A 25522-nucleotide genomic window follows, 5' to 3' on the forward strand; every position below is an offset into this window, starting at 1 on the left:
GCCTTCATGACATTCCAGAGCATCATCGTCCCCAAGATCTCCACCGTGCCGGTGCACGAGCCGCGCGCCCGCGCGATCCTGCGCTGGCTGGTACGCGAAAAGGTGATCGAGGAACAGCTCAGCACCTGCGGGCGCACCGGCAACCGCATGGGCTATGCCATCGCCGAGGGTGCGCGCAAGGTGGTCGAGCGGCCGCAGTTGCTACCGTACGGCCAGCCCGTCAATGGCCTGGAAGTCATCTACAAGCGCTGCATCTATACACCTACCGAAGGCTTTCTCGAAGAAGCCGGCTGCGCCGAGTGCCGCCGGGAAGTGGGGGTGGAGCTGTTCGCCAGCCTGGAAGAGTGGATGCCCGGCATCAGCGACAACTTCACCTGCCCGCGCTGCGGCCATGAAGACGACATCAACGGCTTCCTTTACCTGCAGCCCTGTGCCTTTTCCAACCTGGGGTTCATCTTCAACAACTGGGGCGAGGCCGGTTTCAAGCCGTCTTTCATCGATGCCTTTGCCGACTGGCTCGACCAGCCGGTGGCAGTGGTGCAGGTAAAGCTGCAAGACAACTGACCGAAGGCCCATCTTTACATTGAGTCACACGGCGCGCATGAGTATAATGGCGCGCTTCCATTTTCCCGCCCGGGAGCCCCCGCGATGCTGCGTATCAGCCAAGAAGCCCTGACCTTCGACGACATTCTCCTAGTACCCGGTTACTCCGAGGTGCTACCTAACGAAGTCAGTCTCAAGACCCGTTTGACCCGTGGCATCGAGCTGAACATTCCACTGGTTTCCGCCGCCATGGATACCGTGACCGAAGCCCGTCTGGCCATTGCCATGGCCCAGGAAGGCGGCATCGGCATCATCCACAAGAACATGACCATCGAGCAGCAGGCTGCCGAAGTGCGCAAGGTCAAGAAGTTCGAGGCCGGCGTGGTCAAGGACCCGATCACCATCGAGGCCGACGCCACCGTACGCGACCTGTTCGAACTGACCCGCCTGCACAACATCTCCGGCGTGCCGGTGCTGCACAATGGCGACCTGGTCGGCATCGTCACCTCCCGTGACGTGCGCTTCGAAAACCGCCTCGACGCCACCGTGCGTGAAGTGATGACGCCCAAAGAGCGTCTGGTCACGGTCAGCGAAGGCGCCGACAAGAACGAGGCCCGCGAGCTGCTGCACAAGCACCGCATCGAGCGCGTACTGATCGTCGACGACAAGTTCGCCCTCAAGGGCATGATGACCGTCAACGACATCGAGAAAGCCAAGGCCTACCCGCTCGCCAGCAAGGACGACCAGGGTCGCCTGCGCGTCGGTGCTGCAGTGGGTACCGGCAAGGACACCGGCGACCGCGTGACCGCACTGGTTGCTGCCGGCGTCGACGTGGTGGTGGTCGACACCGCCCACGGCCACTCCAAGGGCGTTATCGACCGCGTGCGCTGGGTCAAGCAGAACTTCCCCGACGTGCAGGTGATCGGCGGCAACATCGCCACCGGCGCAGCCGCCAAGGCCCTGGCCGAAGCCGGCGCCGACGCGGTCAAGGTCGGTATCGGCCCTGGCTCGATCTGCACCACCCGTATCGTCGCTGGCGTCGGCGTGCCGCAGATCAGCGCCATCGCCAATGTGGCTGCCGCGCTGGAAGGCACCGGCGTACCGCTGATCGCCGACGGTGGCATCCGCTTCTCCGGTGACCTGTCCAAGGCCATCGTCGCCGGCGCCAGCGCCGTGATGATGGGTTCGATGTTCGCCGGTACCGAAGAGGCCCCGGGCGAGATCGAGCTGTTCCAGGGTCGTTCCTACAAGGCCTACCGCGGCATGGGCTCGCTGGGTGCGATGTCCCAGGCCCAGGGTTCCTCGGACCGCTACTTCCAGGACTCCTCGGCCGGTGCCGAGAAGCTGGTACCGGAAGGTATCGAAGGGCGCGTGCCGTACAAGGGCACCCTGACCGCGATCATCCACCAGCTGATGGGCGGCCTGCGTTCCTCGATGGGTTACACCGGCAGCGCCAACATCGAAGAAATGCGTACCAAGCCCGAGTTCGTGCGCATCACCGGTGCCGGCATGGCCGAGTCCCACGTGCATGACGTGCAGATCACCAAGGAAGCGCCAAACTACCGCGTAGGTTGATGCTCCTGGCAATACCTGTAAGCGGGGCTGTTCACGACAGCCCCGCGTCGTTTCCGATTACCACTGACGAGATTGAGTCATGGCCCTCGACATTCACGCTCACCGTATCCTGATCCTCGACTTCGGTTCCCAGTACACCCAGCTGATCGCCCGCCGCGTGCGCGAAATCGGCGTGTACTGCGAACTGCACCCGTTCGACATGGACGACGAGGCGATTCGCGAATTCGCCCCCCGCGGGATCATCCTCGCCGGCGGCCCCGAGTCGGTGCACGAAGCCGACAGCCCGCGCGCGCCACAGGCCGTATGGGACCTGGGCGTACCGGTATTCGGTATCTGCTACGGCATGCAGACCATGGCCGAGCAACTGGGCGGCAAGGTTGAAGGTTCCGAGCTGCGCGAGTTCGGCTACGCCCGTGTCGATGTGGTCGGCAAGAGCCGCCTGCTCGACGGCATCGAAGACCACGTCGACGCTGACGGCGTATTCGGCCTGGACGTGTGGATGAGCCACGGTGACAAGGTCACCCGCATCCCGGAAGACTTCCACATCCTGGCCAGCACCCCAAGCTGCCCGATCGCCGGCATGTTCAACGATGATCGCGGCTACTACGGCGTGCAGTTCCACCCGGAAGTGACCCACACCAAGCAGGGCGGTCGCATCCTGTCGCGCTTCATCCTCGACATCTGCGGCTGCGAAGCACTGTGGACCCCGTCGAAGATCGCCGAAGACGCAATCGCCCAGGTGCGCGCCCAGGTCGGCACCGACAACGTGTTGCTGGGCCTGTCCGGCGGCGTGGACTCCTCGGTGGTTGCGGCGCTGCTGCACAAGGCCATCGGTGACCAGCTGACCTGCGTGTTCGTCGACAACGGCCTGCTGCGCCTGCACGAAGGCGAGCAGGTGATGGCCATGTTCGCCGAGAACATGGGCGTCAAGGTGATCCGTGCCAACGCCGAGGACCAGTTCCTGAACAACCTGGCCGGCGAAGCGGACCCCGAGAAGAAGCGCAAGATCATTGGTCGTACCTTCATCGACGTGTTCGATGCCGAGTCGAACAAGCTGCACAACATCAAGTACCTGGCCCAGGGCACCATCTACCCCGACGTGATCGAGTCGGCCGGTGCCAAGAGCGGCAAGGCCCACGTGATCAAGTCGCACCACAACGTCGGTGGCCTGCCGGAGGAAATGAACCTCAAGCTGGTCGAGCCGCTGCGCGAACTGTTCAAGGACGAAGTCCGTCGTCTGGGCCTGGAGCTGGGCCTGCCGTACGACATGGTCTACCGTCACCCGTTCCCGGGTCCGGGCCTGGGTGTGCGCATCCTGGGTGAAGTGAAGAAGGAATACGCCGACCTGCTGCGTCGTGCCGACCACATCTTCATCGAAGAGCTGCGCAAGGCCGACTGGTACCACAAGGTCAGCCAGGCCTTCGTGGTATTCCAGCCGGTGAAATCGGTGGGCGTGGTCGGTGACGGCCGTCGTTACGCCTGGGTGGTGGCGCTGCGTGCGGTCGAGACCATCGACTTCATGACCGCGCGTTGGGCGCACCTGCCATACGAACTGCTGGAAACCGTCAGCGGCCGCATCATCAACGAGATCGAAGGCATCTCGCGCGTCACCTACGACGTATCGAGCAAGCCGCCTGCGACGATCGAGTGGGAATGATAGGGCGTCCGGCATTCGCCGGAACCCGCTAGCGACATACAGCCGAAAGCCCGCGTAACTGCGGGCTTTTTGCTACGCGCCTTTTGTCAGGAGAAGTACATGGTCAACCGCGTGTTCAACTTTCCCATCGACGCTACCATCGAGGCCATCGGCGGGCGCTGGAAGTGCTCCATCCTGTGCCACCTGATGGAAGGCCCCAAGCGCACAGGCGAGCTGCTGCGCCTGATGCGCCCCTTGTCGTCGAAGGTGCTCACCGAGCAACTCAAGGAGTTGCAGGGCGATCTGCTGGTCGAGCGCGAAGCCTTCCCTGGCAAGGTGCCCAAGGTGTTGTATCGGGTGACCGAGCACGGCCGCACCTTGCAGCCGATCATCGATGCGATGTGCCAGTGGGGTGCCCTGCATTCAGGTAATGCGCTGGCCACCGAGACACCGCCGGCGCCCGCCGAAGGCTGAACTCAGGCTGCCTGGGCAAATTGGCGCAGGTAATCCAGGTAACCTTCGGCGTTGGCCTCCAGCTCCGCCGGGTCGATGGCGTACTCGGCACCATAGAACACCCACGGGCGTACCGGCAGTGCTTCGATGTAGCGGAGGGTGACTTCCAGCGGGCGCAGCAGTTCGTCCAGGCTGTAGCTGTAACGCCCGCCGGCCCTGTAATCGTCTTGCCTGATGCCGGCAGAAATCGCCATGCCAATGCGTTTGCCCGCCAGCTGGCGCTGCCCTTCGCCGTGGCCGTAGGCAAAGTCGTGGGTGAGCACTTCGTCCTGCCATTGCTTGAGCAGCGGCGGGGTGCTGAACCAGTAGAACGGGAACTGCCACACGATGCTGTCATGGGCGCGAACCAGTGCCTGCTCGGCTTCCACGTCCAGCGCGCCGCCCTGGGGATACACCTCGTACAGGCGGTGCAGGGTGACGTTCATGTCGCTGGCTTCAAGGGCTTTCAGCCAGGCCTGGTTGACGACGGATTTTTCCAGGTTGGGGTGGGCGAGAATGATCAGGGTGCGCATGGCTCGGTACTCCAGTGATTGAGGCGGGCAATCTAGGGCGGGCGTCAGATCCTCACAAGTACGCACCTTTTTGTAACCACCCGGGGCCGCCCACGCGGTTTCACGTTGAACCGCAGGCGCGGCGGTTTTCACCAAGCCATCGATAAAAAAGATATACACTCGCCTGCATCTATAAAAACAACGTACCGGGTAATGCCCATGATGACTCTGCGTCAGATCCGCCACTTCATTGCCGTGGCCGAGACCGGTTCGATCTCGGCTGCGGCCCAGGCGGTTTACATCTCCCAGTCCACCCTGACCCTGGCCATCCAGCAGCTGGAACAGGAAATCGGCGTGAGCCTGTTCAATCGCCACGCCAAGGGCATGCACCTGACCCACCAGGGCCATCAGTTCCTGCGCCAGGCGCACCTGATCCTGGCCACGGTGGACAACGCCAAGCGCAGCCTGCAGCAGAGCACCGACCAGGTCGCCGGCCAGCTGGTGGTGGGTGTGACCAGCCTGGTGGCGGGTTACTACCTGGCCGACCTGCTCACGCGCTTCCAGCGTGCCTACCCCAACGTCGAAATCCGCGTGATGGAAGACGAGCGACCGTACATCGAGCACCTGCTGGTCAGCGGCGAAATCGATGTGGGCGTGCTGATACTCTCCAACCTCGAAGACCGTCACGCCCTGCAATCGGAGGTGCTGACCCACTCGCCTTACCGGCTGTGGCTACCGGCCCAGCACCCGTTGCTCGAAAACGACAGCATCAACCTGGGCGACGTGGCCCGGGAGTCGCTGATCCAGCTGAACGTCGACGAGATGGACCACACCGCCCAGCGCCAGTGGGCGCAGGCCGGGCTGCAGCCGCGCATCACCCTGCGCACGGCCTCGACCGAGGCGGTGCGCAGCCTGGTGGCAGCGGGCCTGGGGGTGTCGATACAGCCTGACATGACCTACCGCCCGTGGTCGCTGGAAGGCGACATCATCGAGGCCCGCCCGATTGCCGACCTGACCCAGACCCTCGACGTGGGCCTGGCCTGGCGCCGCGGCACGGCGCGCCCGGCGCTGGTCGACCCGTTTCTGACGGTCGCCCGCGAGCAGCCCCACGGCGGGCGCAAGTCATCCCTTTAGCCGCATGGCCACACCACAAGAAGGAACCCTGCACATGCCAGTCGCGCAGACCCCGTTGTCCACCGCACTCCTGATCGATGGCGAACTAGTCGCAGGCGAGGGCGTCGTCGAGCCGATCCTCAACCCGGCCACCGGCCAGGTGCTGACCCCAATCGCCGAAGCCAGCGCCGAGCAGACCGAGACCGCGATCCTGGCCGCCCACCGCGCGTTCGCCGGCTGGGCCCGCACCACGCCGCAGCAGCGCTCCAACCTGCTGCTGGAGATCGCCAGTACCATCGAGCAGCACGCCGACGCCTTCGCCCGGCTCGAAGCGCTGAACTGCGGCAAGCCGCTGCACCTGGCGCGTAAGGACGACCTGAGCGCCACCGTCGATGTGTTCCGCTTCTTCGCCGGCGCGGTGCGCTGCCAGACCGGCCAGCTCAGCGGCGAATACGTACCCGGCTACACCAGCATGGTGCGCCGCGACCCGATCGGGGTGGTGGCATCGATCGCGCCGTGGAACTACCCGATCATGATGGCCGCCTGGAAGATCGCGCCGGCCCTGGCCGCAGGCAACACCCTGGTGTTCAAGCCGTCCGAGCACACCCCGCTGTCGATCCTGGCCCTGGCGCCGGCGCTGGCGCGGATCCTGCCGCGCGGGGTGATCAACATCATCTGCGGCGGTGGCGAGAACGTCGGCGCTCACCTGGTCGGCCACCCCAAGGTCCGCATGGTCTCGCTGACCGGCGATATCGTCACCGGGCAGAAGATCCTCTCCACAGCGGCCAAAACCCTCAAGCGCACCCACCTGGAACTGGGCGGCAAGGCCCCGGTGATCGTCTGCGACGATGCCGACCTGCAGGCGGTGGTCGAGGGCGTGCGTGCCTATGGCTACTATAACGCCGGGCAGGACTGTACCTCGGCGTGCCGGGTCTACGCCCAGGCCGGCATCCACGACCGGCTGGTGGCCGAACTCGGGGCTGCGGTCAGCAGCATTCGCTATGCCGGCGCGCACGATGCCGACAACGAGATCGGCCCGCTGATCAGCACGCGCCAGCGCGACCGGGTGTCCAGCTTCGTCGAGCGCGCCCTCAGCCAGCCGCACGTGGAGTGCGTCACGGGTGCGGCGATGCATGCCGGGCCCGGGTTCTACTACCAGCCGACGCTGCTGGCAGGCTGCCGGCAAACCGACGAGATCGTCCAGCGCGAGGTGTTCGGCCCGGTGGTCACCGTGACCCGTTTCGACGAGCTGGCCCAGGCCGTGGACTGGGCCAACGACTCCGAATACGGCCTGGCCTCGTCGGTGTGGACCCAGAACCTGGACAAGGCCATGCAGGTGGCGGCGCGCCTGCAGTACGGCTGCACCTGGATCAACAGCCATTTCATGCTGGTAAGCGAGATGCCCCACGGCGGGCTCAAGCGCTCGGGCTACGGCAAGGACCTGTCCAGCGACTCGCTGCAGGACTACAGCGTGGTGCGGCACATCATGGCGCGCCACGGGCAGCACCTGTAGGCCGCTACCCCCGGTGCAAGGGGAGCATTCGATTTAATCGAATGCTCCCTTGAGTTTTTAGTAATTGTCGATCCGCTACCCGTGTCTTAGTGTCTGGCCCCATACCGGCCTGTGCCCACCGTGCAGCGCCTGGACAAGCGGTCCATCGGCTTCGGCGATCGGCAACCGCCACAACAATAACCAGACACCCACCGCCCAGGCGGCCCCTCTGACTCGTCTGCCATAACTACAACATTGCAAGTGCGCCCCAGTGCGAGAGGAACCTACCGATGCAATTCCAGTTTCTGTTACCTACCAAGATCGTCATGGAACCTGGCCTGCGCCAGCGTACCGGCGAGCACCTGACCGACCTGGGCCTGCGCCACGTGCTGCTGGTCACCGACCCGGGCGTGAAGAACGCCGGCCTGCTCGACAGCATCTATACCAGCCTGGACAAGGCCGGCGTGCGTTATGACGAGATCGTCGACGTCAAGCCCAACCCGCGCAGCGAAGACGTCAACCGCGCCGCCGAGCTGTATCGCGGCAAGGGCATCGACGGCGTGCTGGCAGTGGGTGGCGGCAGTGCGATGGACGCGGCCAAGGCGATCAGCGTACTGCTGACCCACGACGGCAAGGTCGAGGACTACGAAGGTGCCTTCACCCTCAAGGGCCCGGTGCTGCCTATCGTGGCGATCCCGACCACCGCAGGCACCGGCAGCGAGGTCACGTTCTTCTCGGTGATCACCGACACCCGCCGCCAGTTCAAGATGAGCATCCTGGACTACCGCATCGGCCCGGTTCTGGCGCTGCTCGACTCGGACATCACCGCCACGCTGCCGCCGCACATCGCCGCCGCCACCGGCATGGACGCGCTGACCCACGCCATCGAGGCCTACACCGGCAAGCCGGCCAACCCGATCAGCGACGGCCTGGCCCTGCATGCCATTCGCCTGATCGCGCAGTACCTCAAGCCCGCCGTGCAGGAGCCGGACAACCGCGAGGCCCGCGAACAGATGCTGATCGCCAGCCTGATTGCCGGCATGGCCTTCGGCAATGCCGACATCGCCAGCGTGCACTGCATCTCCGAAGCCATCGGCGGCATGTACGACACCCCGCACGGGGTGGGCAACGCGATCTTCCTGCCGTTCGTGTTCAGCCATAACCGCGACGCCGACCTGCGCCGCCATGCCGATGTCGCCTATGCCTTGGGCATCGACCCCAATCTTGGCGCCAGCGCTGCCGCCGAAGCGGGCGTGGAGCAGTTGTTCCGCATGAATCGCGAGCTGGGTATTCCGCGTTTTGCCGATGTGGCCGGGGTGCGCGAGGAGGACTTCCTGGCCATCGCAGAGAAGTCCAAGAGCAACATTTCCGATGCGAGCAACGCCAAGGAGATGTCAGTCGAGAGCTACCTCGACGTGATCCGCGCCGCCTACACCTACGCAGCCTGAGGCCCTAACCATGAGCGCATCGACTTCCTCCGCGCACCTGCGCCGGACCCTCGGGCCGGTGTCCGTGCTGTTGTTCGGCCTGGCCTTCATCGCCCCGCTGATCGTGTTCGGCACCTATGGCGTGATCGCCCAGGCCAGCCAGAACACCGTGGCGCTGTCCTATGTGGTGGCCTCCATCGGCGTGATCTTCACCGCCCTGAGCTACGGGCGCCTGGTGCGGATCTTCCCGGCGGCCGGTTCCGCCTACACCTACACCCGCAAGGTGTTCAACTCCGGCATCGGCTTCATGGTCGGCTGGGCCGCGCTGCTGGACTACTTCTTCATCCCGATGCTGATCTGGCTGCTGGGGGCCAGCTACCTGAGCCTGGCGTTCCCGGATGTACCGCAGTGGTGCTGGATCACCGGCTTCATCGTTTCCACCACCTTGCTCAACATCCTCGGCATCCAGGTCGCCAACCGCTTCAACATCATCCTGATGCTGATCCAGCTGACCATCATCGCGGTGTTCATCGCGCTGTGCTGGCACTACGTGTCGGCCATCAACGGCGCGGGCGGTCTGCTCTCGGTCAAGCCGTTCTTCAATGCCGACGTGCCGTTCTCGGCCACCATGGCCGGGGCCGCGATCGCCGCCTATTCGTTCCTGGGCTTCGACGCGCTGTCGACCCTGAGCGAAGAAACCGTCGAGCCCGAGCGCACCATCCCGCGTGCCATCCTGCTGGTGGCCCTGATCGGCGGCAGCCTGTACGTGGGCTCCTCGTACTTCATGTACCTGGCGCACCCGGCGGGCCTGTTCGAGAACATCGACGGCGCGGCCTTCGAAATCGCCAAGACCATCGGTGGCGACCTGTTCTTCGGCGTGGTACTCACCGGCATCATCATTGCCCACTTCGCCGCCGGCTTGTCGTTCCAGGCCAGCGTGGGGCGTCTGCTGTATGCCCTGGGCCGCGACAATCAGCTGCCGCAGAAGCTGTTCGGCGTGCTGCACCCGCGCTACAGGACCCCGGTATTCAACATCGCCCTGTGCGGGGCCTTCGGTTTCGTCGGGTTCGGCCTGACCATCGCCACGGCTACTTCGCTGGTCAACTTCGGCGCCTTCCTGGCCTTCACCTCGGTCAACCTGTGCGCACTGAAACTGACCTTCGACCGCAGCATCGGCGACAAGGCCGGCGTGGTCCGCGGGGTGATCTTCCCCCTGGCCGGCGCCTTCACCTCGGGCTGGATGTTGATCAGCCTGGATGCCGACGCGCTGATTCTCGGCTGTTGCTGGGTGCTGCTGGGGCTGGTGTACCTGGCCTGGCGCACCCGGCTGTTCAGCACGGCAGTGCCTGAAGCCGCACTCTGAACCTGCGGGCGCCCGGCGCCTGCCCCCCCTGTAATGCTCCCCCTGTGCGCAGCCCGGCTGCGGGCACGGGGCGCTTGCGACTTTTTTATGGCGGCGGCCAACCTCGCCGCACAGGAGAACCCATGCAAACCTGCCTGCTGATCAATGGACAACTCATCGCCGGTGAAGGCGAAACCCTGGCGGTGCTCAACCCGTCCCTGGGGGCCACGCTGGTGGAGATCCCCGAGGCCAGCCTGGCCCAGGTCGATGCCGCGGTGTGCGCTGCGGATGCGGCGTTCGACAGCTGGTCGCAGACCACCCCCAAGGACCGTTCGCTGCTGCTGCTCAAACTGGCCGATGCGATCGACGCCCACGCCCCGGAGCTGGCGCGCCTGGAAGCGGACAACTGCGGCAAGCCCTACGCGGCGGCGCTCAACGACGAGCTGCCGGGCGTGGCCGACGTGTTCCGCTTCTTTGCCGGTGCCAGCCGCTGCCTGCAAGGCAGTGCCGCCGGCGAGTACCTGGAAGGGCACACCTCGATGATCCGCCGCGACCCGGTGGGCGTGGTGGCCTCCATCGCACCGTGGAACTACCCGCTGATGATGGCCGCCTGGAAGCTCGGGCCGGCCCTGGCCGCAGGCAATACCGTGGTGCTCAAGCCGTCCGAGCAGACGCCGCTGACCACCCTCAGGCTGGCGCAACTGATGGCGGAGATTTTCCCGGCAGGCGTGGTGAACGTGGTCTTCGGCCGCGGCCCGAGTGTCGGCAAGCCCCTGACCGGGCACCCCAAGGTGCGCATGGTGTCGTTGACCGGCTCGGTGGCCACGGGCAGCCGCATCATCGCCGGCACCGCCGACAGCGTGAAACGCATGCACATGGAACTGGGCGGCAAGGCCCCGGTGATCGTGTTCGATGATGCCGATATCGATGCCGTGGTCGAAGGCGTGCGCAGCTTCGGCTTCTACAATGCCGGCCAGGACTGCACCGCCGCCTGCCGCCTGTATGTGCAGAAGGGCGTGTACGCGGCGTTCGTGAAGAAGCTCGGCGAGGCGGTGGCCAGCATCCGCTACGGCCTGCAGGACGACCCTGACACCGAGCTCGGGCCGCTGATCACCCAGCAGCATCTGGAGCGCGTGGAAGGCTTTGTGCAGCGCGCCCGCGAGCAGTCGCACATCGAGGTGGTGACCGGTGGCCAGCGTGTCGCCGGGCCAGGGTTCTTCTTTGAGCCGACCGTACTTGCCGGCGCCCGGCAGCACGACGAGGTGGTGCGCCATGAGATCTTCGGCCCGGTAGTCACGGTCACCGCCTTCGACGACGAGGCCCAGGCCCTGGCGTGGGCCAACGATTCGGACTACGGCCTGGCCTCCTCGGTGTGGACCCGCGACGTGGGCCGCGCCCACCGTTTGGCCGCACGCCTGCAATACGGCTGCACCTGGGTCAACACGCACTTCATGCTGGTCAGCGAAATGCCCCACGGCGGCGCCAAGCTCTCCGGCTATGGCAAGGACATGTCGATGTATGGCCTGGAGGACTACACCACCGTGCGCCATGTGATGTTCAAGCACTAGTTGACGCACCAGGCCTAGCGGCCCGGTTGCCTCGAGGCGAAAGCTAGGGCAAGGCCAGGCGGCCTTGCCCTTTTTTCATCGCCGGCTGCCTGGCGTCACAGCGGCACGTACTTCAAGCCGTACCGGGATAGCTGGAAGGCCATTTCCGACAGGCTCGGCAGGCGTCGCTTGTCCAGCCATGGCCAGCCGGCGCGTTCGATATAGATGAACTCACCGTCCCTTGCGATGGGCGTGTAGTGCAGCGCCAGGTCCTTGCTGCGATGTATCAGGGTCATCTTGCCGTCGATGTCCTTGAAGCCGAACGCCCCCGGTTTGGCCAGCAGGTTTTCCAGCGTGCCCGAGGCCGAGGGTGGCTGGGCAATCGGCACCTGCAGGCGCAGGTCGCCCTGCACGCGGGTTTCGCGGATACCGTCGTCCACTGCGTAAAGCCCCGGGTCGCGGCCGACGCTTGCGCTGCTGCCGATTTCGATGTCCTCGACGCGCACACCGATCACACCTTGCAGTTCGCTGACCCCGGGCACGCTCTCGAAGGTGTTGGCGTGGGTGTTGCCCATCAGCGCAACCCATTTGCCGGCGCCATGGGCAGCCTGGTCGGCAGCGATCACGCGGTGGGCGAAGAAGTTCATCATTTTCTGGCGAATCGCGGGTGGTCGGGGGCCCATCCATGCCTGGCGGTAACTGGCCATGCAATCGATGGCCTGTATCCGGATGCCCTGTTTCTGCGCGCTCCTGAGCACCTGCATGAAGGTGTAGCGCTGGGCGGGGTCGGTGTGCCAGCCGCGGTCCAGATCGGTCACGTAGGTCTTGAGTGCCTGGGGCATCTGCCCGGTCTGGTTGAACAGGTCCAGGTCGGCCTGCTGGAAGTCGGTCATCAGGTGCTCCATGTACAGCACCCGCACCTTCTGCTGCTTGAGCAGGGCCATGTTCTCGATCAGAAACTGCTTGCTGCCCAGTTGTGAATGGGCTTCGCCGACCACCAGGCCCTCGCTGTTTTCGTACACGCTGCGAATGATCTGCCTGGCGCTGGCATCGGCAGCCAATGTCGGCAGCGGTGGCCGCTGCGGCAGGCTTGCGGTGCTGAAAAACGCTTCGGCGTCGTCGACCAGCAGGTCGCGCAAGGTGCGAAATTGCGCGTAGGCCTGTTCGCGGGCGGGGTTGTTGGGGGAGAACGTGCGCCCGCTCAGGTTCGACTCCTCGCCACCGTTGGAGGCCTTGAGCAATTCGGGCTGCAGCGCCTTGTCGACTTCATAGGGGGTGGGCACGCGTTCCGGGCCGGGCGCGGGTACCTGGGCCTGGCCCCAGAGCTTGAGACGAAAGCGTGGCGCCCCGCCTTTCAGACCCTGCTCCAGCGGTTGCCATACGCCTTCGTCGTTCAGGCCAATGGGCACGTTGCGGTAGAACGAGTAGGGGTTTTGCGGGTCGACCACCGCCCATGAACGCAGCTCTCCGATGTAGCGCACGTGATAGGGGAACCCGTCTATCTGGGCATAGAAGCCATCGTCCAGGGTGTAGATACCCTGGAATTTGCCGCTGCCGGTGGCGTGCCCGTCCAGCAGCACGTTGGTTTCGAACGGGGCCAGCAGTTGCGAGCGCTCGGCCGGTATCAGCGGCGCAGGTGCCCACTCGGCGAGTTCCGCCGGGGTGGCCATTGGCGTGTGTTCGGGCTCGACGGGTGCAGTCTGCGTGCCCGCGTCCAGGTTGGGTTCGATCTCGGCGATTTCACCGGTGACGGCCGGGCCTGCGAGCAGGGTGGCATTGAACAGCGTGTTGATGGCCGCCAGCACGGCGCCGATCACGCCGGCCTTGCGTTGGGCAGTGGTGTGCCCGTTGACCGCCTGATCGATGTTCAGGCCGGTTTCGGCCAGCCCGGCGCCCACGGCAGCCAGCGCTACCGGCCAGTCGACCGCGGCCATGGCACTGGCGAAGGTGCCGAAGGCCTTGAGGTAGCCGATCCACAGTTGCTTGCGCAGGTCGGCGTTGGAGCGCAGCGAGAAGTGCGCATCGTCGATCATGCGCTGACGCGCTGCATCGCGCAGGTGGGTGAACGCGTCGCCATGCACGGTCGTGTTCGACTGGTTGAGTGCGTCGTGACCGTTGCCGCCCCAGTTGTTGAACAGCACGTCGATCAGGTGCTCGAGCCCCACCGCGCTGGCTTTTTCGCCGTGGTCCGCAAGGGCGAAGTGGGTCATGAAGCGTGCGCGGTTCTGCGCCGCATTGGTGTTGTGCAGCACCCACCAGTACAGCTCGCTGTGGTTGGCGAACAGGTGCAGGGCGTCGACCTCGCCCGGGATGTAGAGCAACTGGTAACCGTCGTCGAGTTCTACCCGCAGGATATCGGTGGCCACATGGCCGCCGATGTCGAAGGTGCACAGGCGCACCCCCGCCACCGGCCTGGCCTGCTGTTGCAACTGGCTCAGCGAGGGCGGCCAGCTGGCGTCACCGGCCAGGGCAGTGGCCACCCGCCGCAAGCGTGCCAGGCGGGCGGGGTCGGTCTGGTGCGCGCAGGTTTCGAGCACCTTGCTCAGGAAGTTGGCCTTGGCCAGGGTGCGGAAGTTGTCCGAATGACGGGCCCAGAAGCGGGTCAGGTCCTGGTGGAAGGCGCTGCAGAAGTCGACCTTCCACAGCTCGTCGAGTACCTCGCGCGGGGCCATCGGCACTTCATCGCGCTCATCGAACAGGCCTGTACCCGGCCCGCGGCTGTAGAAGCCGGTGCGGTAGCCGAGCAGGTCGGCGTTGTCCTGGTCGTTGACATCGAACCGCTGCATCACCAGTTGCGGCAGTGTCAGCGATTCGCTGGGCGGGCCGAGGTGTTCCCAGCCGCTGAAGGTGCGCGGGCTGCTATGCGCGGTGTTGAACCGGTGCAGGTACACCGCGTCCGGGTCCAGCGTGCTGCGGGTGTGCTTCTTCAGGATATGGCTGGCGATGTCGCGGGCCATCTGGCGCATGTCGGGGCAATGCTTGACCAGTTGTCGGGCCAGGTTCTGCAGCTGTTCGTGGTCGTGGGTCTGTTGGGCGGTCAGGGGCATGGCGGTACTTCCGTGTCAGGGGCGAGGGGCCAGCTTGGCCGGGGGGCGGCGAGCAGCGTGCGGTAAGTAAGTAGTGCGGGCCGCCCAGCCAGCCCGGGCCGTCCAGGCAGCAAGCAAAGCTGGGCGGCGCCGTTACAGTGGCACGAAGGTCAGCCCGTTGGATGTCACCAGGGTCGACAGTTGCACCAGGCTTGGCATGCGGCGCTTGTCCACGCGTGGCCAGCTCGCCCGATCGATGTAGTAGAACGTGCCGTCCCGTTGGATGGGGGTGTAGTGCAGCGTCAGGTCCTTGCTGCGGTGGATCATCTGCAAGGTCCCCTCCACCTGGGTGAAACTGAAGGAGCCGACAGCGCGCAGCTTTTCTTCCAGGGTGCGTGCCACGCCGTGTGCGGGAGCAATGGGCACCTGCAGCAGCAGGTCGCATTTGACCGCCGCCAGGTTGGCCGACTGGTCGGGTTGGATACCGGGGTCCACGCCGAATCGCACAGGCAGCCCGCACTCGATGTCTTCGATGCGCAGGCCGATGGCGCCCTGCAGCTCGGCAAGCCCTGGCACGCCGTCAAACGTATTGGTGTGGGTGTTGCCCACGAAGGCGATCCACCTGCTGGGGTGCAGGGCCTGGTCTGCTGCAATGACCCGATGGGCAAAGAAGTTCATCATCTGTTGGCGGATCGGGCCCGGCGGGGTGGCCAGCCAGGCCTGACGATAGCTGGCCATGCAGTCGATGGCCTGGAGGCGGACCTGGTTGGCCTGTGCGGTGAGCATCACCTGCTGGAAGGTATAGCGTCCGCTGCTGTCGGTGGCCTGGCTTCGGTCCAGTTCGGCCATATAGTCGCGCAGGTGCTGGCTCATGTTGCCTGTGCGGTTGAACGCATCGAGGTCGGCCTGGTGAAAGTCCGTCAGCAGATGCTCCAGGTACAGCACCTTGACCTTCTGCTTGCGCAGTTGCGCCATGTTGTCGATCAGAAAGCGTTTGCTGCCCAGGTGTGCGTGGCATTCGCCGATCACCACGCCGTCGCAGCGGGAGTAGCAACCACGCAGGATCTGCTTGGGCGCCGGGTTGCTTTCGAACAGCGGCAGTTGCGGGCGTGGCGGCAGCTCCACCGTGCTCAGATACTCCTTGGCATCGTTCAGCAGCTTGCTGCGCAGCTTGCGAAACAGGTCGCAGGCTTCTTCCAAGTGTGGCTGATTGGCCCGGTAGGTAATGCCACTGAGCTGTTCGTCATCCACCGAACGCAGCTGTGCCTGCTGGCGTGGGAGCAACTCGTAGGGCGTGGGGATACGTTCGGCAGGGGGTGGCGCGTAGTCGCTGCGACCCCACAGTTTGAGGCGAAAGCGCGGTGTACCCCCCAGAAGGCGGCCCTGTGCGACGGGCTCCCACTGCTGTTGCGCAGTGAGCCGGATGGGCACGTTGCGGTAGAACGAAAAGGGCGCGTTCGGGTCGATCACCACCCAGCTCTTGAGCTCGCCCACGTACCGCACCTGGTAGGCGAAATCGCCGATCGCTACATAGAAACCGTCGGCCAGCGAGTAGATGCCCTGCATCTTGCCAACCCCGGGTTTTTCACCATCGAGCAGGGCATTGGTCTCGAAGGTGGCCAGGCGCTGGGAAGCCGGTGTCGGTCGCAGGGGGGCGGGCACCTGGGCGTCAATATCCTCGGCAGTGGCAAGGGGTTCGTCCTCGGCCTCCACATAGGGCTCGGCGACGGCGGGCACCTCGCCGTCGACCCGTATCGCTTCACCGGTCTCCTCGCCGAGCAGCGTCGCGTTGAACAGCGTGTCGATGCAGGCCAGTACGGCGCCGATGACGCCCGCCTGGCGTTCGGCAGTGGTGTGGCCGTTGATCGCCTCGTCGATGGACAGGCCGGTCTCGCCAAGCCCTGCGCCCACGGCAGCCAGTGCAACCGGCCAGTCGAAGGCGGCCATTGCCCCGGCGAACCGGGTAAAGGCGTGCAGGTCCGCCACCCACATCTGTTTGCGCAGGTCGGCGTTGGAGCGCAGGGCGAAGTGCGCGTCGTCGCTCATGCGCTGTCGCGCCGCATCGCGCAGGTAGCTGAATGCATCCTGCTCGACCGGCTTGTCCAGCAGGTTGATGGCATCGTGTGCGCTGCCGGCCCAGTTGGAGAACAGCAGGTCGATCAGATGCTCGAGCCCGACCCCGGCGGGGTTTTCGGCATGGCTGGACAACGCGAAGTGGGCCATCAGGCGCGCGCGGTTATCTGCGGCATTGGTGTTCTGCAGCACCCACCAGTAAAGCTGCGCAGGGTTGGCAAACAGGTGCAGGGCCGTGACCTCGCCGGGCATGTACAGCACCTGGTAGCCATCGGGCAGCACGGCACGCAGCATGTCGCTGGCGACGTAGCCGCCGATGTCGAAGGCATGCAGGCGCACCCCCTGGTCGGGAACATGCGTTTGCTGCAGTTGTTCGAGGGTGGGCGGCCAGTCGGTGACGCCGGCCAGTGCCCGGGCCAGCAGGCGGTAGCGTTTGCGCTGTTCGGGCAGGTCTGCGTGTTCGCAGGCTTCCACCACCTTGCTCAGGAAGTTGGCCTTGGCCATGCTGCGAAACGCCTCTGCACTGTTGGCCCAGAACGCCTGCATCTTCTGCTTGAAGACCGAGCTGAAGTCGATCTGCCAGAAGTAGCGCAGCACATCGGCCGGTGCCATGGGGACTTCGTTGCGTTCGTCGAACACCCCGGCATGCGCGCCTTCGCGGTAGAAGCCGGTGCGGTAGCCGAGCAGGTCGGCGTTGTCCTGGTCGTTGGCGTCGAAGCGCTGCATCACCAGTTGCGGCAACGTCAGCGACTGGTAGGGCAGGTCACGGTGCTCCCAGCCGCTGAAGCTTCTGGGGTTGGACTGGGCCGCCTTGAAACGGTGCAGGTACACGGTGTCCGGATCGAGGCTGCTGCGGGCGAACTTCTTCAGGGCGTCGACGGCCACCTCACGGGCCATCTGGCGCATGTCCGGGCAGTTGACGACGAGCTGGCGCGCAATGTCCTGAAGCTGTGCGCGTTGTGGGTTGGGGGGCTGGGGCATGGCGATCCTTCCTTGGTCTGGGCCATGGCAGGATGGGCTGGCTCCAGCGGGCAGGTGCGGTAGATAGTGCTGCGCGGGTGGGTGCGGCATCGTGTGCCGCTGTCGGGGCAACTCTTCACTTAAAGTTTCGCAAATGCAGGTGTATCGTATTCGCCCTTACCGCCAGCCCGGTCATGGCTGGCAGGCTGTTTTCGCGATACGAGGTGCCTGTTCCGATGTCCTTTACCCGTCGACAAATGCTCAAGGGGCTGACTGGCCTGGTGGTGGTTGGCCTGGGCGCCGGGGGCGCCGCACGTTACTGGATGGGCAAGGTCGAGGACGAGCAGGCCGGGCATGACTATGAACTGATCGCCGCGCCGCTGGACGTCGAGCTGGTGGCCGGGCACACCACCCAGGCCTGGGCGTTCGGCCCGTCCGCGCCGGGCACCGAGCTGCGGGTGCGCCAGGGGCAGTGGCTGCGGGTGCGGTTCATCAACCACCTGCCGGTGGCCACCACCATCCACTGGCACGGTATCCGCCTGCCGCTGGAAATGGACGGCGTGCCCTACGTGTCGCAGCTGCCGGTGCTGCCGGGCGAGTACTTCGACTACAAGTTCCGCGTGCCGGATGCCGGCAGCTTCTGGTACCACCCCCACGTCAACAGCAGCGAAGAGCTGGGCCGCGGCCTGGTCGGCCCGCTGATCGTGGAGGAGCGCGAGCTCACCGGTTTCAAGCACGAGCGCACCCTGAGCCTGAAGAACTGGCACGTGGACGAGCAGGGCAACTTCGTCGAGTTCAGCGTGCCGCGCGAAGCGGCCCGTGGCGGCACCGCAGGGCGCCTGATCACCATCAACGGGCAGCCCGACGCGGTGGTGGAAATGCCCGCCGGGCAGATCGTGCGGGTGCGCCTGCTGAACCTGGACAACACCCTGACCTACCGCATCAACCTCAAGGGCGACTTCGAGGCGCGTATCTATGCGCTGGATGGCAACCCGATCACCCCGCGCCCATTGGGCAAGGACTACTGGCTGGGCCCCGGCATGCGCATCTGCCTGGCCATCCGCATGCCGGCAGCCGGTGAGGAGCTGTCGCTGCGCGACGGCTCGGTGCGCCTGGGCACCCTGCGTTCGGTGGCCAGCAGCGAGGCACCGGGCGACTGGCCACCGGCGCTGCCGGCCAACCCCATCGCCGAGCCGGACCTGGCCAACGCCGAGAAGATCAACTTCAATTTCGAGTGGGTAGGCTCGGTGTCGGTCAATACCGAGAACGGCAAGCCGCCAAGCCTGTGGCAGATCAACGGGCAGGCCTGGGACATCACCGACAAGACCTGTTCCGACCGGCCGATTGCCACCTTGAAGAAGGGCAAGAGCTACATCTTCGAGCTCAAGAACATGACCCAGTACCAGCACCCGATCCACCTGCACGGCATGAGTTTCAAGGTGCTCAGCTCCAATCGCCACAAGATCCCGGAGCAGTACTTCACCGACACCTACCTGCTGGGCAAGAACGAGCGGGCGCAGGTGGCGCTGGTGGCGGATAACCCCGGCACCTGGATGTTTCATTGCCACGTGATCGATCACATGGAAACCGGCCTGATGGCCGCCATCGAGGTGGCGTGATGCGTCAGCCGCAGATCATCGACCGCAGCCGCGACCAGCACTTCATGCGCCTGGCGCTGGAGCTGGCGGCGCAGGGGGCTGCATTGGGCGAGGTGCCGGTGGGCGCGGTGCTGGTGCAGCACGGCGAGGTGATCGGGCAGGGCTTCAACTGCCCGATCAGCGGCAGCGACCCCAGCGCGCACGCCGAAATGGTGGCCATTCGCGCGGCGGCGCAGGCGGCCAGCAACTACCGGCTGCCGGGCAGCACGCTGTATGTGACGCTGGAGCCGTGCAGCATGTGCGCCGGGCTGATCGTGCATTCGCGGGTCAACCGCGTGGTGTTCGGGGCCCTGGAGCCCAAGGCCGGGATCGTGCAGAGCCAGGGGCAATTCTTTACCCAGGGGTTTCTGAACCACCGGGTGCTGTTCGAGGGCGGGGTGCTGGCCGAGGAGTGCGGGGCGATTCTGACCGAATTCTTCAGGGCTCGGCGGGCCAAGGCCTGATAACCGTGGTGTGACCATCGCGGGCCAAGCCCGCTCCCCCGTTGTTGCGGGAGCGGGCTTGGCCCGCGATACAGGTGCTGCAAGCTAGAGCGGCGGCGAAGCGTCGGCCGGCTTGGTCTTGTTGACCCCCGGCACATGCAGGTTGCCTTCGGCCACCTGGCTGCCCTCCAGCTGCGGCTGGGTCACCCAGGTCAGGATGTCGTAGTAGCGCCGGATGTTGGCCACGAAATGCACCGGCTCGCCGCCACGGGCATAGCCGTAGCGGGTCTTGCTGTACCACTGCTTCTGCGACAGGCGCGGCAGCATCTTCTTCACGTCCAGCCACTTGTTCGGGTTCAGCCCCTCGCGCTTGGCCAGCTTGCGTGCATCGTCCAGGTGGCCGCTGCCCACGTTGTAGGCGGCCAGGGCAAACCAGGTGCGGTCCGGCTCCTCGATGTCGTCATCGAGCTCCTTCTTCACATGCATGAAATACTTGGCCCCGCCCTCGATGCTCTGGCGCGGGTCGAGCCGGTTGGACACGCCCATGGCCTGGGCGGTGCGCTGGGTCAGCATCATCAGCCCGCGCACGCCGGTCTTGGAGGTGACCTCGGCCTGCCACATCGACTCCTGGTAACCGATCGCCGCCAGCAGGCGCCAGTCCACCTGTTCCTTCTTGGCCGAGGTCTTGAAGTGGTTCTCGTAGCGCGGCAGGCGCTGCTGCAGGTGCTGGGCGAAGGTGTAGGCGCCGACATAGCCGAGCACGTCCACGTGGCCGTAGTAGCGGTCCTTGAGCCGTTGCAGGGTGCCGTTCTTGTGCACCTTGTCGATGAATTCGTTGATTTCGTTGAGCAGGCTGTTGTCTTCGCCGGCCGCCACCGCCCAGCGCTGGTCGCGCCCGTCGCCCAGGTCGAAGGCGACCCGCACGTTGGGGAAGTACACCTGGTTCATCGCCACTTCGTTGGAGTCGACCAGGGTCAGGTCGATCTGGCCCTCGTCGACCATGCGCAGCAGGTCGACCACCTCGACCTGGTCGGATTCTTCATATTGCAGGGCCGGGTACTGTTTTTTCAGCTCTGCCAGCTGTTCGGCATGGCTGCTGCCCTTGAGTACCAGAATGCGCTTGCCGACCAGGTCGCCGGCGTCGGTGGGGCGGGGCTTGCCGTTGCGGTAGATGATCTGCGGGGTGACTTCGAGATACGGGTGGGAAAAACGTACCTGCTGCTTGCGCTGCTCGCTGCTTACCAGGCCCGCTGCCGCCAGCACCGGGCCGTTCGGCTGGCCGAGCTGGTTGAACAGGTCGTCGAGGTTGTCGGCGGTCTCGATCTGCAGCTTCACGCCCAGGTCGTCGGCAAAGCGCTGGACCAGCTCGTACTCGAAGCCGGTTTCGCCGTTGCGGTCCTGGAAGTAGGTGGCCGGGCTGTTGCGGGTGATCACGCGCAGCACGCCGTCCTCCTTGACACGCTCCAGGGTGCTGGGTTTTTCAACACAGGCACCGAGCATCAGGAAGAGTCCGGTTGCGATGAGCCATTTGGCACAACGCTGGCGCAAAGCAGTCTGGGCAAACATACGGTGCAGTATACGCAAAGGACCTGCCGCGCCATATCTCGACAACATCCGGCTTGTCTGCTAGCACAGCCCGATAAAACCGCGTCGGGACGGGTTTTTGTCATCTCGTGAAGCACTCTTGTCGGCTTGCCGACATTCGGCCTGTCGCCGATGCAGCGTTTCGGGTGCCGTCGGCGGCGGTTTAGGCTAGAATGCACGGCCTCTAAGCACACCCCCTTCCTGAGGCTGTCCCGACGATGTTGATCCTGCGCGGCGCTCCTGCCCTTTCTGCCTTTCGCCACGGTAAATTACTCGAGCAACTGAGCCAGAAAGTCCCCGCTGTTAGTGGTTTGTACGCTGAATTCGCCCATTTCGCCGAGGTTGACGGCGAGCTGAGTGCCGACCAACAGCATGTGCTCGCGCGCCTGCTCAAGTACGGCCCGAGCGTGCCGGTACAGGAGCCCAGCGGTCGCCTGTTCCTGGTCATGCCGCGTTTCGGCACCATCTCGCCCTGGTCGAGCAAGGCCAGCGACATCGCCCACAACTGCGGCCTGGAGAACGTCAAGCGCCTGGAGCGTGGTACTGCCTTCTATGTCGGCGGTGAACTGAGCGAGGCCGATGTGGCCGCCGTCGCCGAGCTGCTGCACGACCGCATGACCCAGATCGTGCTGGGCAGGCTCGAAGAGGCCGCCGGCCTGTTCAGCCATGCCGAACCCAAGCCGCTGACCGCCGTCGACATCCTCGGCGGTGGCCGCGCCGCGCTGGAAAAAGCCAACGTCGAGCTGGGCCTGGCCCTGGCCGAAGACGAGATCGACTACCTGGTCACCAGCTTCCAGGGCCTCAAGCGCAACCCGCACGACATCGAACTGATGATGTTCGCCCAGGCCAACTCCGAGCACTGCCGCCACAAGATCTTCAACGCCAGTTGGGATATCGACGGCCAGAGCCAGGAAAAAAGCCTGTTCGGCATGATCAAGAACACGTACCAGATGCACAGCGAAGGCGTGCTGTCCGCTTACAAGGACAACGCCTCGGTGATCGTCGGTTCCACCGCCGGGCGCTTCTTCCCGAACCCTGAAACCCGCCAGTACGGCGCGGTGCAGGAGCCGGTGCACATCCTGATGAAGGTCGAGACCCACAACCACCCGACCGCCATCGCGCCGTTCCCGGGGGCCTCTACCGGTTCCGGCGGCGAGATCCGCGACGAAGGTGCCACCGGTCGCGGCGCCAAGCCCAAGGCCGGCCTGACCGGCTTCACCGTGTCCAACCTGCAGATCCCGGGCTTCGAACAGCCTTGGGAAAAGCCCTACGGCAAGCCGGAGCGCATCGTCACCGCGCTGGACATCATGATCGAAGGCCCGCTGGGCGGCGCGGCGTTCAACAATGAATTCGGGCGCCCGGCACTGACCGGTTACTTCCGTACCTTCGAGCAGTCGATCAACACCCCCCATGGCGAAGAAGTGCGCGGCTACCACAAGCCGATCATGCTCGCCGGCGGCATGGGCAACATCCGCGAAGGCCATGTGCAGAAGGGCGAGATCACCGTCGGCGCCAAGCTGATCGTGCTCGGCGGCCCGGCCATGCTGATCGGCCTGGGCGGCGGTGCTGCCTCGTCGATGGCCACCGGCGCCAGCTCTGCCGACCTCGATTTCGCCTCGGTACAGCGCGAAAATCCTGAAATGGAACGCCGCTGCCAGGAGGTCATCGACCGCTGCTGGCAGCTGGGCGATGCCAACCCCATCGCGTTCATCCATGACGTCGGCGCGGGCGGCCTGTCCAACGCCTTCCCCGAGCTGGTCAACGACGGCGGCCGTGGCGGTCGTTTCGAGCTGCGCAACGTGCCCAACGACGAGCCGGGCATGGCGCCGCTGGAAATCTGGAGCAACGAGTCCCAGGAACGCTACGTGCTGGCGGTCGACGCCAAGGACCTGGAGCGTTTCACCGCCATCTGCGAACGCGAGCGCTGCCCGTTCGCAGTGGTCGGCGAAGCCACTGCCGAACCGCAACTGACCGTCACCGACAGCCACTTCGGCAACAGCCCGGTGGACATGCCGCTGGAAGTGCTGCTGGGCAAGGCCCCGCGCATGCACCGTTCGGTCAGCCGCGAAGCCGAGCTGGGCGACGATTTCGACCCGAGCACCCTGGACCTCGCCGACTCGGTACAGCGCGTGCTGCGCCACCCGGCCGTGGCCAGCAAGAACTTCCTGATCACCATCGGTGACCGCACCATCACCGGCCTGGTCGCCCGCGACCAGATGGTCGGTCCATGGCAGGTCCCGGTGGCCGACGTGGCCGTCACCGCCACCAGCTTCGACGTGTACACCGGCGAAGCCATGGCCATGGGCGAGCGCACCCCGCTGGCCCTGCTCGACGCCCAGGCGTCCGGGCGCATGGCGATCGGCGAGACCCTGACCAACATGGCGGCCTCGCGCATCGGCAAGCTGTCCGACATCAAGCTGTCGGCCAACTGGATGTCGGCTGCCGGCCACCCCGGTGAAGACGCGCGCCTGTACGACGCGGTCAAGGCCGTGGGCATGGAACTGTGCCCCGAGCTGGGCCTGACCATTCCGGTGGGCAAGGACTCGATGTCCATGAAGACCCGCTGGGAAGATGAAGGTCGCGAGAAGACCGTGACCTCGCCGATGTCGCTGATCGTGACCGGCTTTGCCCCGGTTACCGACATCCGCAAGACCCTGACCCCGCAACTGCGCATGGACAAGGGCGAAACCGACCTGATCCTGATCGACCTGGGTCGCGGCCAGAACCGCATGGGCGCCTCGATCCTGGCCCAGACCCACGGCAAGCTCGCCAGCCAGGCACCGGACGTCGACGACGCCGAAGACCTCAAGGCGTTCTTCGCGGTGATCCAGGGCCTGAACGCCGACGGTCACCTGCTGGCCTACCACGACCGCTCCGACGGCGGCCTGCTGGCCACCGCGCTGGAAATGGCCTTCGCCGGCCATTGCGGGCTGAACCTGGAACTGGACACCCTGACCGGCAAGCGCGAGAAAGTCGCGGCCATCCTCTTCAACGAAGAGCTGGGTGCGGTGATCCAGGTGCGCCAGGACGCCACCCCGGACGTGCTGGCCCAGTTCAGCGCCGCCGGCCTTGGCGAAGACTGCGTGGCGGTGATCGGCAAGCCGGTCAATTGTGCCGACGTGGCCATCAGCCTGAACGGCGAAGTGCTGTTCACCGGCGACCGCCGCCTGCTGCAGCGCCAGTGGGCCGAGACCAGCTACCAGATCCAGCGCCTGCGCGACAACGCCGACTGCGCCGACCAGGAGTTCGACGGCCTGCTCGAGGAAGACAACCCGGGCCTGAGCGTCAAGCTGGGCTTCGACGTCAACCACGACATCGCGGCGCCTTACATCAAGAAGGGCATTCGCCCACAGGTGGCGGTACTGCGCGAGCAGGGCGTCAACGGCCAGGTGGAAATGGCTGCGGCGTTCGACCGTGCCGGCTTCAACGCCATCGACGTGCACATGAGCGATATCCTCGCCGGTCGCGTCGACCTGAACGAGTTCAAGGGCATGGTTGCCTGCGGCGGCTTCTCCTACGGTGACGTGCTGGGTGCCGGTGAAGGCTGGGCCAAGTCGGCGCTGTTCAACAGCCGCGCCCGCGACGCCTTCCAGGGCTTCTTCGAGCGTAGCGACAGCTTCACCCTGGGTGTGTGCAACGGTTGCCAGATGATGTCCAACCTGCACGAGCTGATCCCGGGCAGCGAGTTCTGGCCGCACTTCGTGCGCAACCGCTCCGAGCAGTTCGAGGCGCGCGTGGCGATGGTCCAGGTGCAGGAGTCCAACTCGATCTTCCTGCAGGGCATGGCCGGTTCGCGCATGCCGATCGCCATTGCGCACGGTGAAGGGCATGCCGAGTTCGCCAGCGAAGAGGCACTGCTGGAAGCCGACCTGTCCGGTTGCGTGGCCCTGCGTTTCGTCGACAACCACGGCAAGGTCACCGAGACCTACCCGGCCAACCCGAACGGTTCGCCGCGCGGGATCACCGGCCTGACCAGCCGCGACGGGCGCGTCACCATCATGATGCCGCACCCTGAGCGGGTATTCCGTGCGGTGCAGAACTCGTGGCGCCCGGATGACTGGAACGAAGACGCCGCCTGGATGCGCATGTTCCGCAACGCGCGGGCCTGGGTGAACTGAGG

At 65.4% G+C, this 25522-nt stretch carries 16 protein-coding genes; 12 read left to right on the forward strand and 4 right to left on the reverse strand.

The annotated features are described in order from the left end of the window. Nucleotides 1–6: 6 nt before the first annotated feature. The 4 genes from N0B28_RS05555 (at nt 7) to N0B28_RS05570 (ending at nt 4228) form a co-directional block, all read left to right on the forward strand. On the forward strand, nt 7–564 hold the full coding sequence (locus tag N0B28_RS05555) for a hypothetical protein (protein WP_054915068.1): 558 nt from the start codon (nt 7–9) through the stop codon (nt 562–564). An 84-nt stretch (nt 565–648) separates the two neighbouring features. Beyond that, on the forward strand, nt 649–2118 hold the full coding sequence (guaB, locus tag N0B28_RS05560) for an IMP dehydrogenase (protein ID WP_043860652.1): 1470 nt from the start codon (nt 649–651) through the stop codon (nt 2116–2118). A gap of 79 nt (nt 2119–2197) precedes the next feature. Continuing rightward, a complete protein-coding gene (guaA, locus tag N0B28_RS05565; RefSeq protein WP_043860651.1) occupies nt 2198–3775 on the forward strand; it encodes a glutamine-hydrolyzing GMP synthase in 1578 nt (525 codons plus the stop codon). A gap of 99 nt (nt 3776–3874) precedes the next feature. After that, nucleotides 3875–4228 (forward strand): helix-turn-helix domain-containing protein, encoded by a 354-nt coding sequence (locus N0B28_RS05570; RefSeq protein WP_043860650.1) that lies wholly within the window; start codon nt 3875–3877, stop codon nt 4226–4228. Nucleotides 4229–4230: 2 nt separating this feature from the next. On the opposite strand, the gene N0B28_RS05575 is transcribed toward N0B28_RS05570, so the two are convergent. After that, the gene (locus tag N0B28_RS05575; RefSeq protein WP_100633051.1) at nt 4231–4779 is read right to left on the reverse strand and encodes an NAD(P)H-dependent oxidoreductase; all 549 of its coding nucleotides are present in this window, start codon (nt 4777–4779) and stop codon (nt 4231–4233) included. Between the two features lie 198 nt (nt 4780–4977). On the opposite strand from N0B28_RS05575, the gene N0B28_RS05580 reads away from it, so the two are divergent. The 5 genes from N0B28_RS05580 (at nt 4978) to N0B28_RS05600 (ending at nt 11700) form a co-directional block, all read left to right on the forward strand. Beyond that, a complete protein-coding gene (locus N0B28_RS05580; protein WP_043860656.1) occupies nt 4978–5892 on the forward strand; it encodes a LysR family transcriptional regulator in 915 nt (304 codons plus the stop codon). 34 nt (nt 5893–5926) lie between these two features. After that, nucleotides 5927–7384: a gamma-aminobutyraldehyde dehydrogenase gene (locus N0B28_RS05585; RefSeq protein WP_275730786.1), complete on the forward strand. Its 1458-nt coding sequence runs from the start codon at nt 5927–5929 to the stop codon at nt 7382–7384. Between the two features lie 269 nt (nt 7385–7653). Then, nucleotides 7654–8811 carry an iron-containing alcohol dehydrogenase gene (locus N0B28_RS05590; protein ID WP_043860647.1) on the forward strand — a complete coding sequence of 386 codons (1158 nt, stop codon included), beginning with the start codon at nt 7654–7656 and terminating at the stop codon, nt 8809–8811. A gap of 10 nt (nt 8812–8821) precedes the next feature. Further along, the gene (locus N0B28_RS05595; RefSeq protein ID WP_275730789.1) at nt 8822–10153 is read left to right on the forward strand and encodes an APC family permease; all 1332 of its coding nucleotides are present in this window, start codon (nt 8822–8824) and stop codon (nt 10151–10153) included. 122 nt (nt 10154–10275) lie between these two features. Continuing rightward, nucleotides 10276–11700, forward strand: a complete 1425-nt coding sequence (locus N0B28_RS05600) for a gamma-aminobutyraldehyde dehydrogenase (RefSeq protein ID WP_275730791.1) — start codon at nt 10276–10278, stop codon at nt 11698–11700. 95 nt (nt 11701–11795) lie between these two features. Here the strand turns inward: N0B28_RS05600 and N0B28_RS05605 are convergent, their stop codons facing one another. Beyond that, entirely contained in the window at nt 11796–14726 is a 2931-nt protein-coding gene (locus N0B28_RS05605; RefSeq protein WP_275730792.1) for a membrane-targeted effector domain-containing toxin, read from the reverse strand. 132 nt (nt 14727–14858) lie between these two features. Then, entirely contained in the window at nt 14859–17759 is a 2901-nt protein-coding gene (locus N0B28_RS05610; RefSeq protein WP_275730795.1) for a membrane-targeted effector domain-containing toxin, read from the reverse strand. A 215-nt stretch (nt 17760–17974) separates the two neighbouring features. Between N0B28_RS05610 and N0B28_RS05615 the strand changes: the two genes are divergently transcribed. Together N0B28_RS05615 and tadA are read left to right on the forward strand one after the other, a co-directional pair. Continuing rightward, complete coding sequence (locus N0B28_RS05615) at nt 17975–19357, forward strand: multicopper oxidase family protein (protein ID WP_275730797.1); 1383 nt, start codon at nt 17975–17977, stop codon at nt 19355–19357. After that, nucleotides 19357–19839, forward strand: coding sequence for a tRNA adenosine(34) deaminase TadA (gene tadA / locus N0B28_RS05620; RefSeq protein WP_054915054.1), 483 nt, complete (start codon nt 19357–19359; stop codon nt 19837–19839). The genes N0B28_RS05615 and tadA overlap by 1 nt, the downstream gene beginning before the upstream one ends. Before the next feature lie 84 nt (nt 19840–19923). Here the strand turns inward: tadA and mltF are convergent, their stop codons facing one another. Continuing rightward, nucleotides 19924–21384, reverse strand: coding sequence for a membrane-bound lytic murein transglycosylase MltF (gene mltF / locus N0B28_RS05625; RefSeq protein ID WP_043860640.1), 1461 nt, complete (start codon nt 21382–21384; stop codon nt 19924–19926). Between the two features lie 236 nt (nt 21385–21620). Here mltF and purL point away from each other — a divergent pair, with 236 nt between their 5' ends. After that, nucleotides 21621–25520, forward strand: a complete 3900-nt coding sequence (gene purL, locus N0B28_RS05630) for a phosphoribosylformylglycinamidine synthase (protein WP_043860639.1) — start codon at nt 21621–21623, stop codon at nt 25518–25520. Nucleotides 25521–25522: the final 2 nt, after the last annotated feature.

The organism is Pseudomonas sp. SD17-1, assembly GCF_029201585.1.
In the GTDB taxonomy this organism is placed as follows: domain Bacteria; phylum Pseudomonadota; class Gammaproteobacteria; order Pseudomonadales; family Pseudomonadaceae; genus Aquipseudomonas; species Aquipseudomonas palmensis.

Excerpts from the sequence above, each read along its gene's own strand:
- N0B28_RS05555 (WP_054915068.1), top strand. The coding sequence starts at position 7 with ATGACATTCCAGAGCATCATCGTCCCCAAGATCTCCACCGTGCCGGTG.
- guaB (WP_043860652.1), top strand. The coding sequence starts at position 649 with ATGCTGCGTATCAGCCAAGAAGCCCTGACCTTCGACGACATTCTCCTA.
- guaA (WP_043860651.1), top strand. The coding sequence starts at position 2,198 with ATGGCCCTCGACATTCACGCTCACCGTATCCTGATCCTCGACTTCGGT.
- N0B28_RS05570 (WP_043860650.1), top strand. The coding sequence starts at position 3,875 with ATGGTCAACCGCGTGTTCAACTTTCCCATCGACGCTACCATCGAGGCC.
- N0B28_RS05575 (WP_100633051.1), bottom strand. The coding sequence starts at position 4,779 with ATGCGCACCCTGATCATTCTCGCCCACCCCAACCTGGAAAAATCCGTC.
- N0B28_RS05580 (WP_043860656.1), top strand. The coding sequence starts at position 4,978 with ATGATGACTCTGCGTCAGATCCGCCACTTCATTGCCGTGGCCGAGACC.
- N0B28_RS05585 (WP_275730786.1), top strand. The coding sequence starts at position 5,927 with ATGCCAGTCGCGCAGACCCCGTTGTCCACCGCACTCCTGATCGATGGC.
- N0B28_RS05590 (WP_043860647.1), top strand. The coding sequence starts at position 7,654 with ATGCAATTCCAGTTTCTGTTACCTACCAAGATCGTCATGGAACCTGGC.
- N0B28_RS05595 (WP_275730789.1), top strand. The coding sequence starts at position 8,822 with ATGAGCGCATCGACTTCCTCCGCGCACCTGCGCCGGACCCTCGGGCCG.
- N0B28_RS05600 (WP_275730791.1), top strand. The coding sequence starts at position 10,276 with ATGCAAACCTGCCTGCTGATCAATGGACAACTCATCGCCGGTGAAGGC.
- N0B28_RS05605 (WP_275730792.1), bottom strand. The coding sequence starts at position 14,726 with ATGCCCCTGACCGCCCAACAGACCCACGACCACGAACAGCTGCAGAAC.
- N0B28_RS05610 (WP_275730795.1), bottom strand. The coding sequence starts at position 17,759 with ATGCCCCAGCCCCCCAACCCACAACGCGCACAGCTTCAGGACATTGCG.
- N0B28_RS05615 (WP_275730797.1), top strand. The coding sequence starts at position 17,975 with ATGTCCTTTACCCGTCGACAAATGCTCAAGGGGCTGACTGGCCTGGTG.
- tadA (WP_054915054.1), top strand. The coding sequence starts at position 19,357 with ATGCGTCAGCCGCAGATCATCGACCGCAGCCGCGACCAGCACTTCATG.
- mltF (WP_043860640.1), bottom strand. The coding sequence starts at position 21,384 with ATGTTTGCCCAGACTGCTTTGCGCCAGCGTTGTGCCAAATGGCTCATC.
- purL (WP_043860639.1), top strand. The coding sequence starts at position 21,621 with ATGTTGATCCTGCGCGGCGCTCCTGCCCTTTCTGCCTTTCGCCACGGT.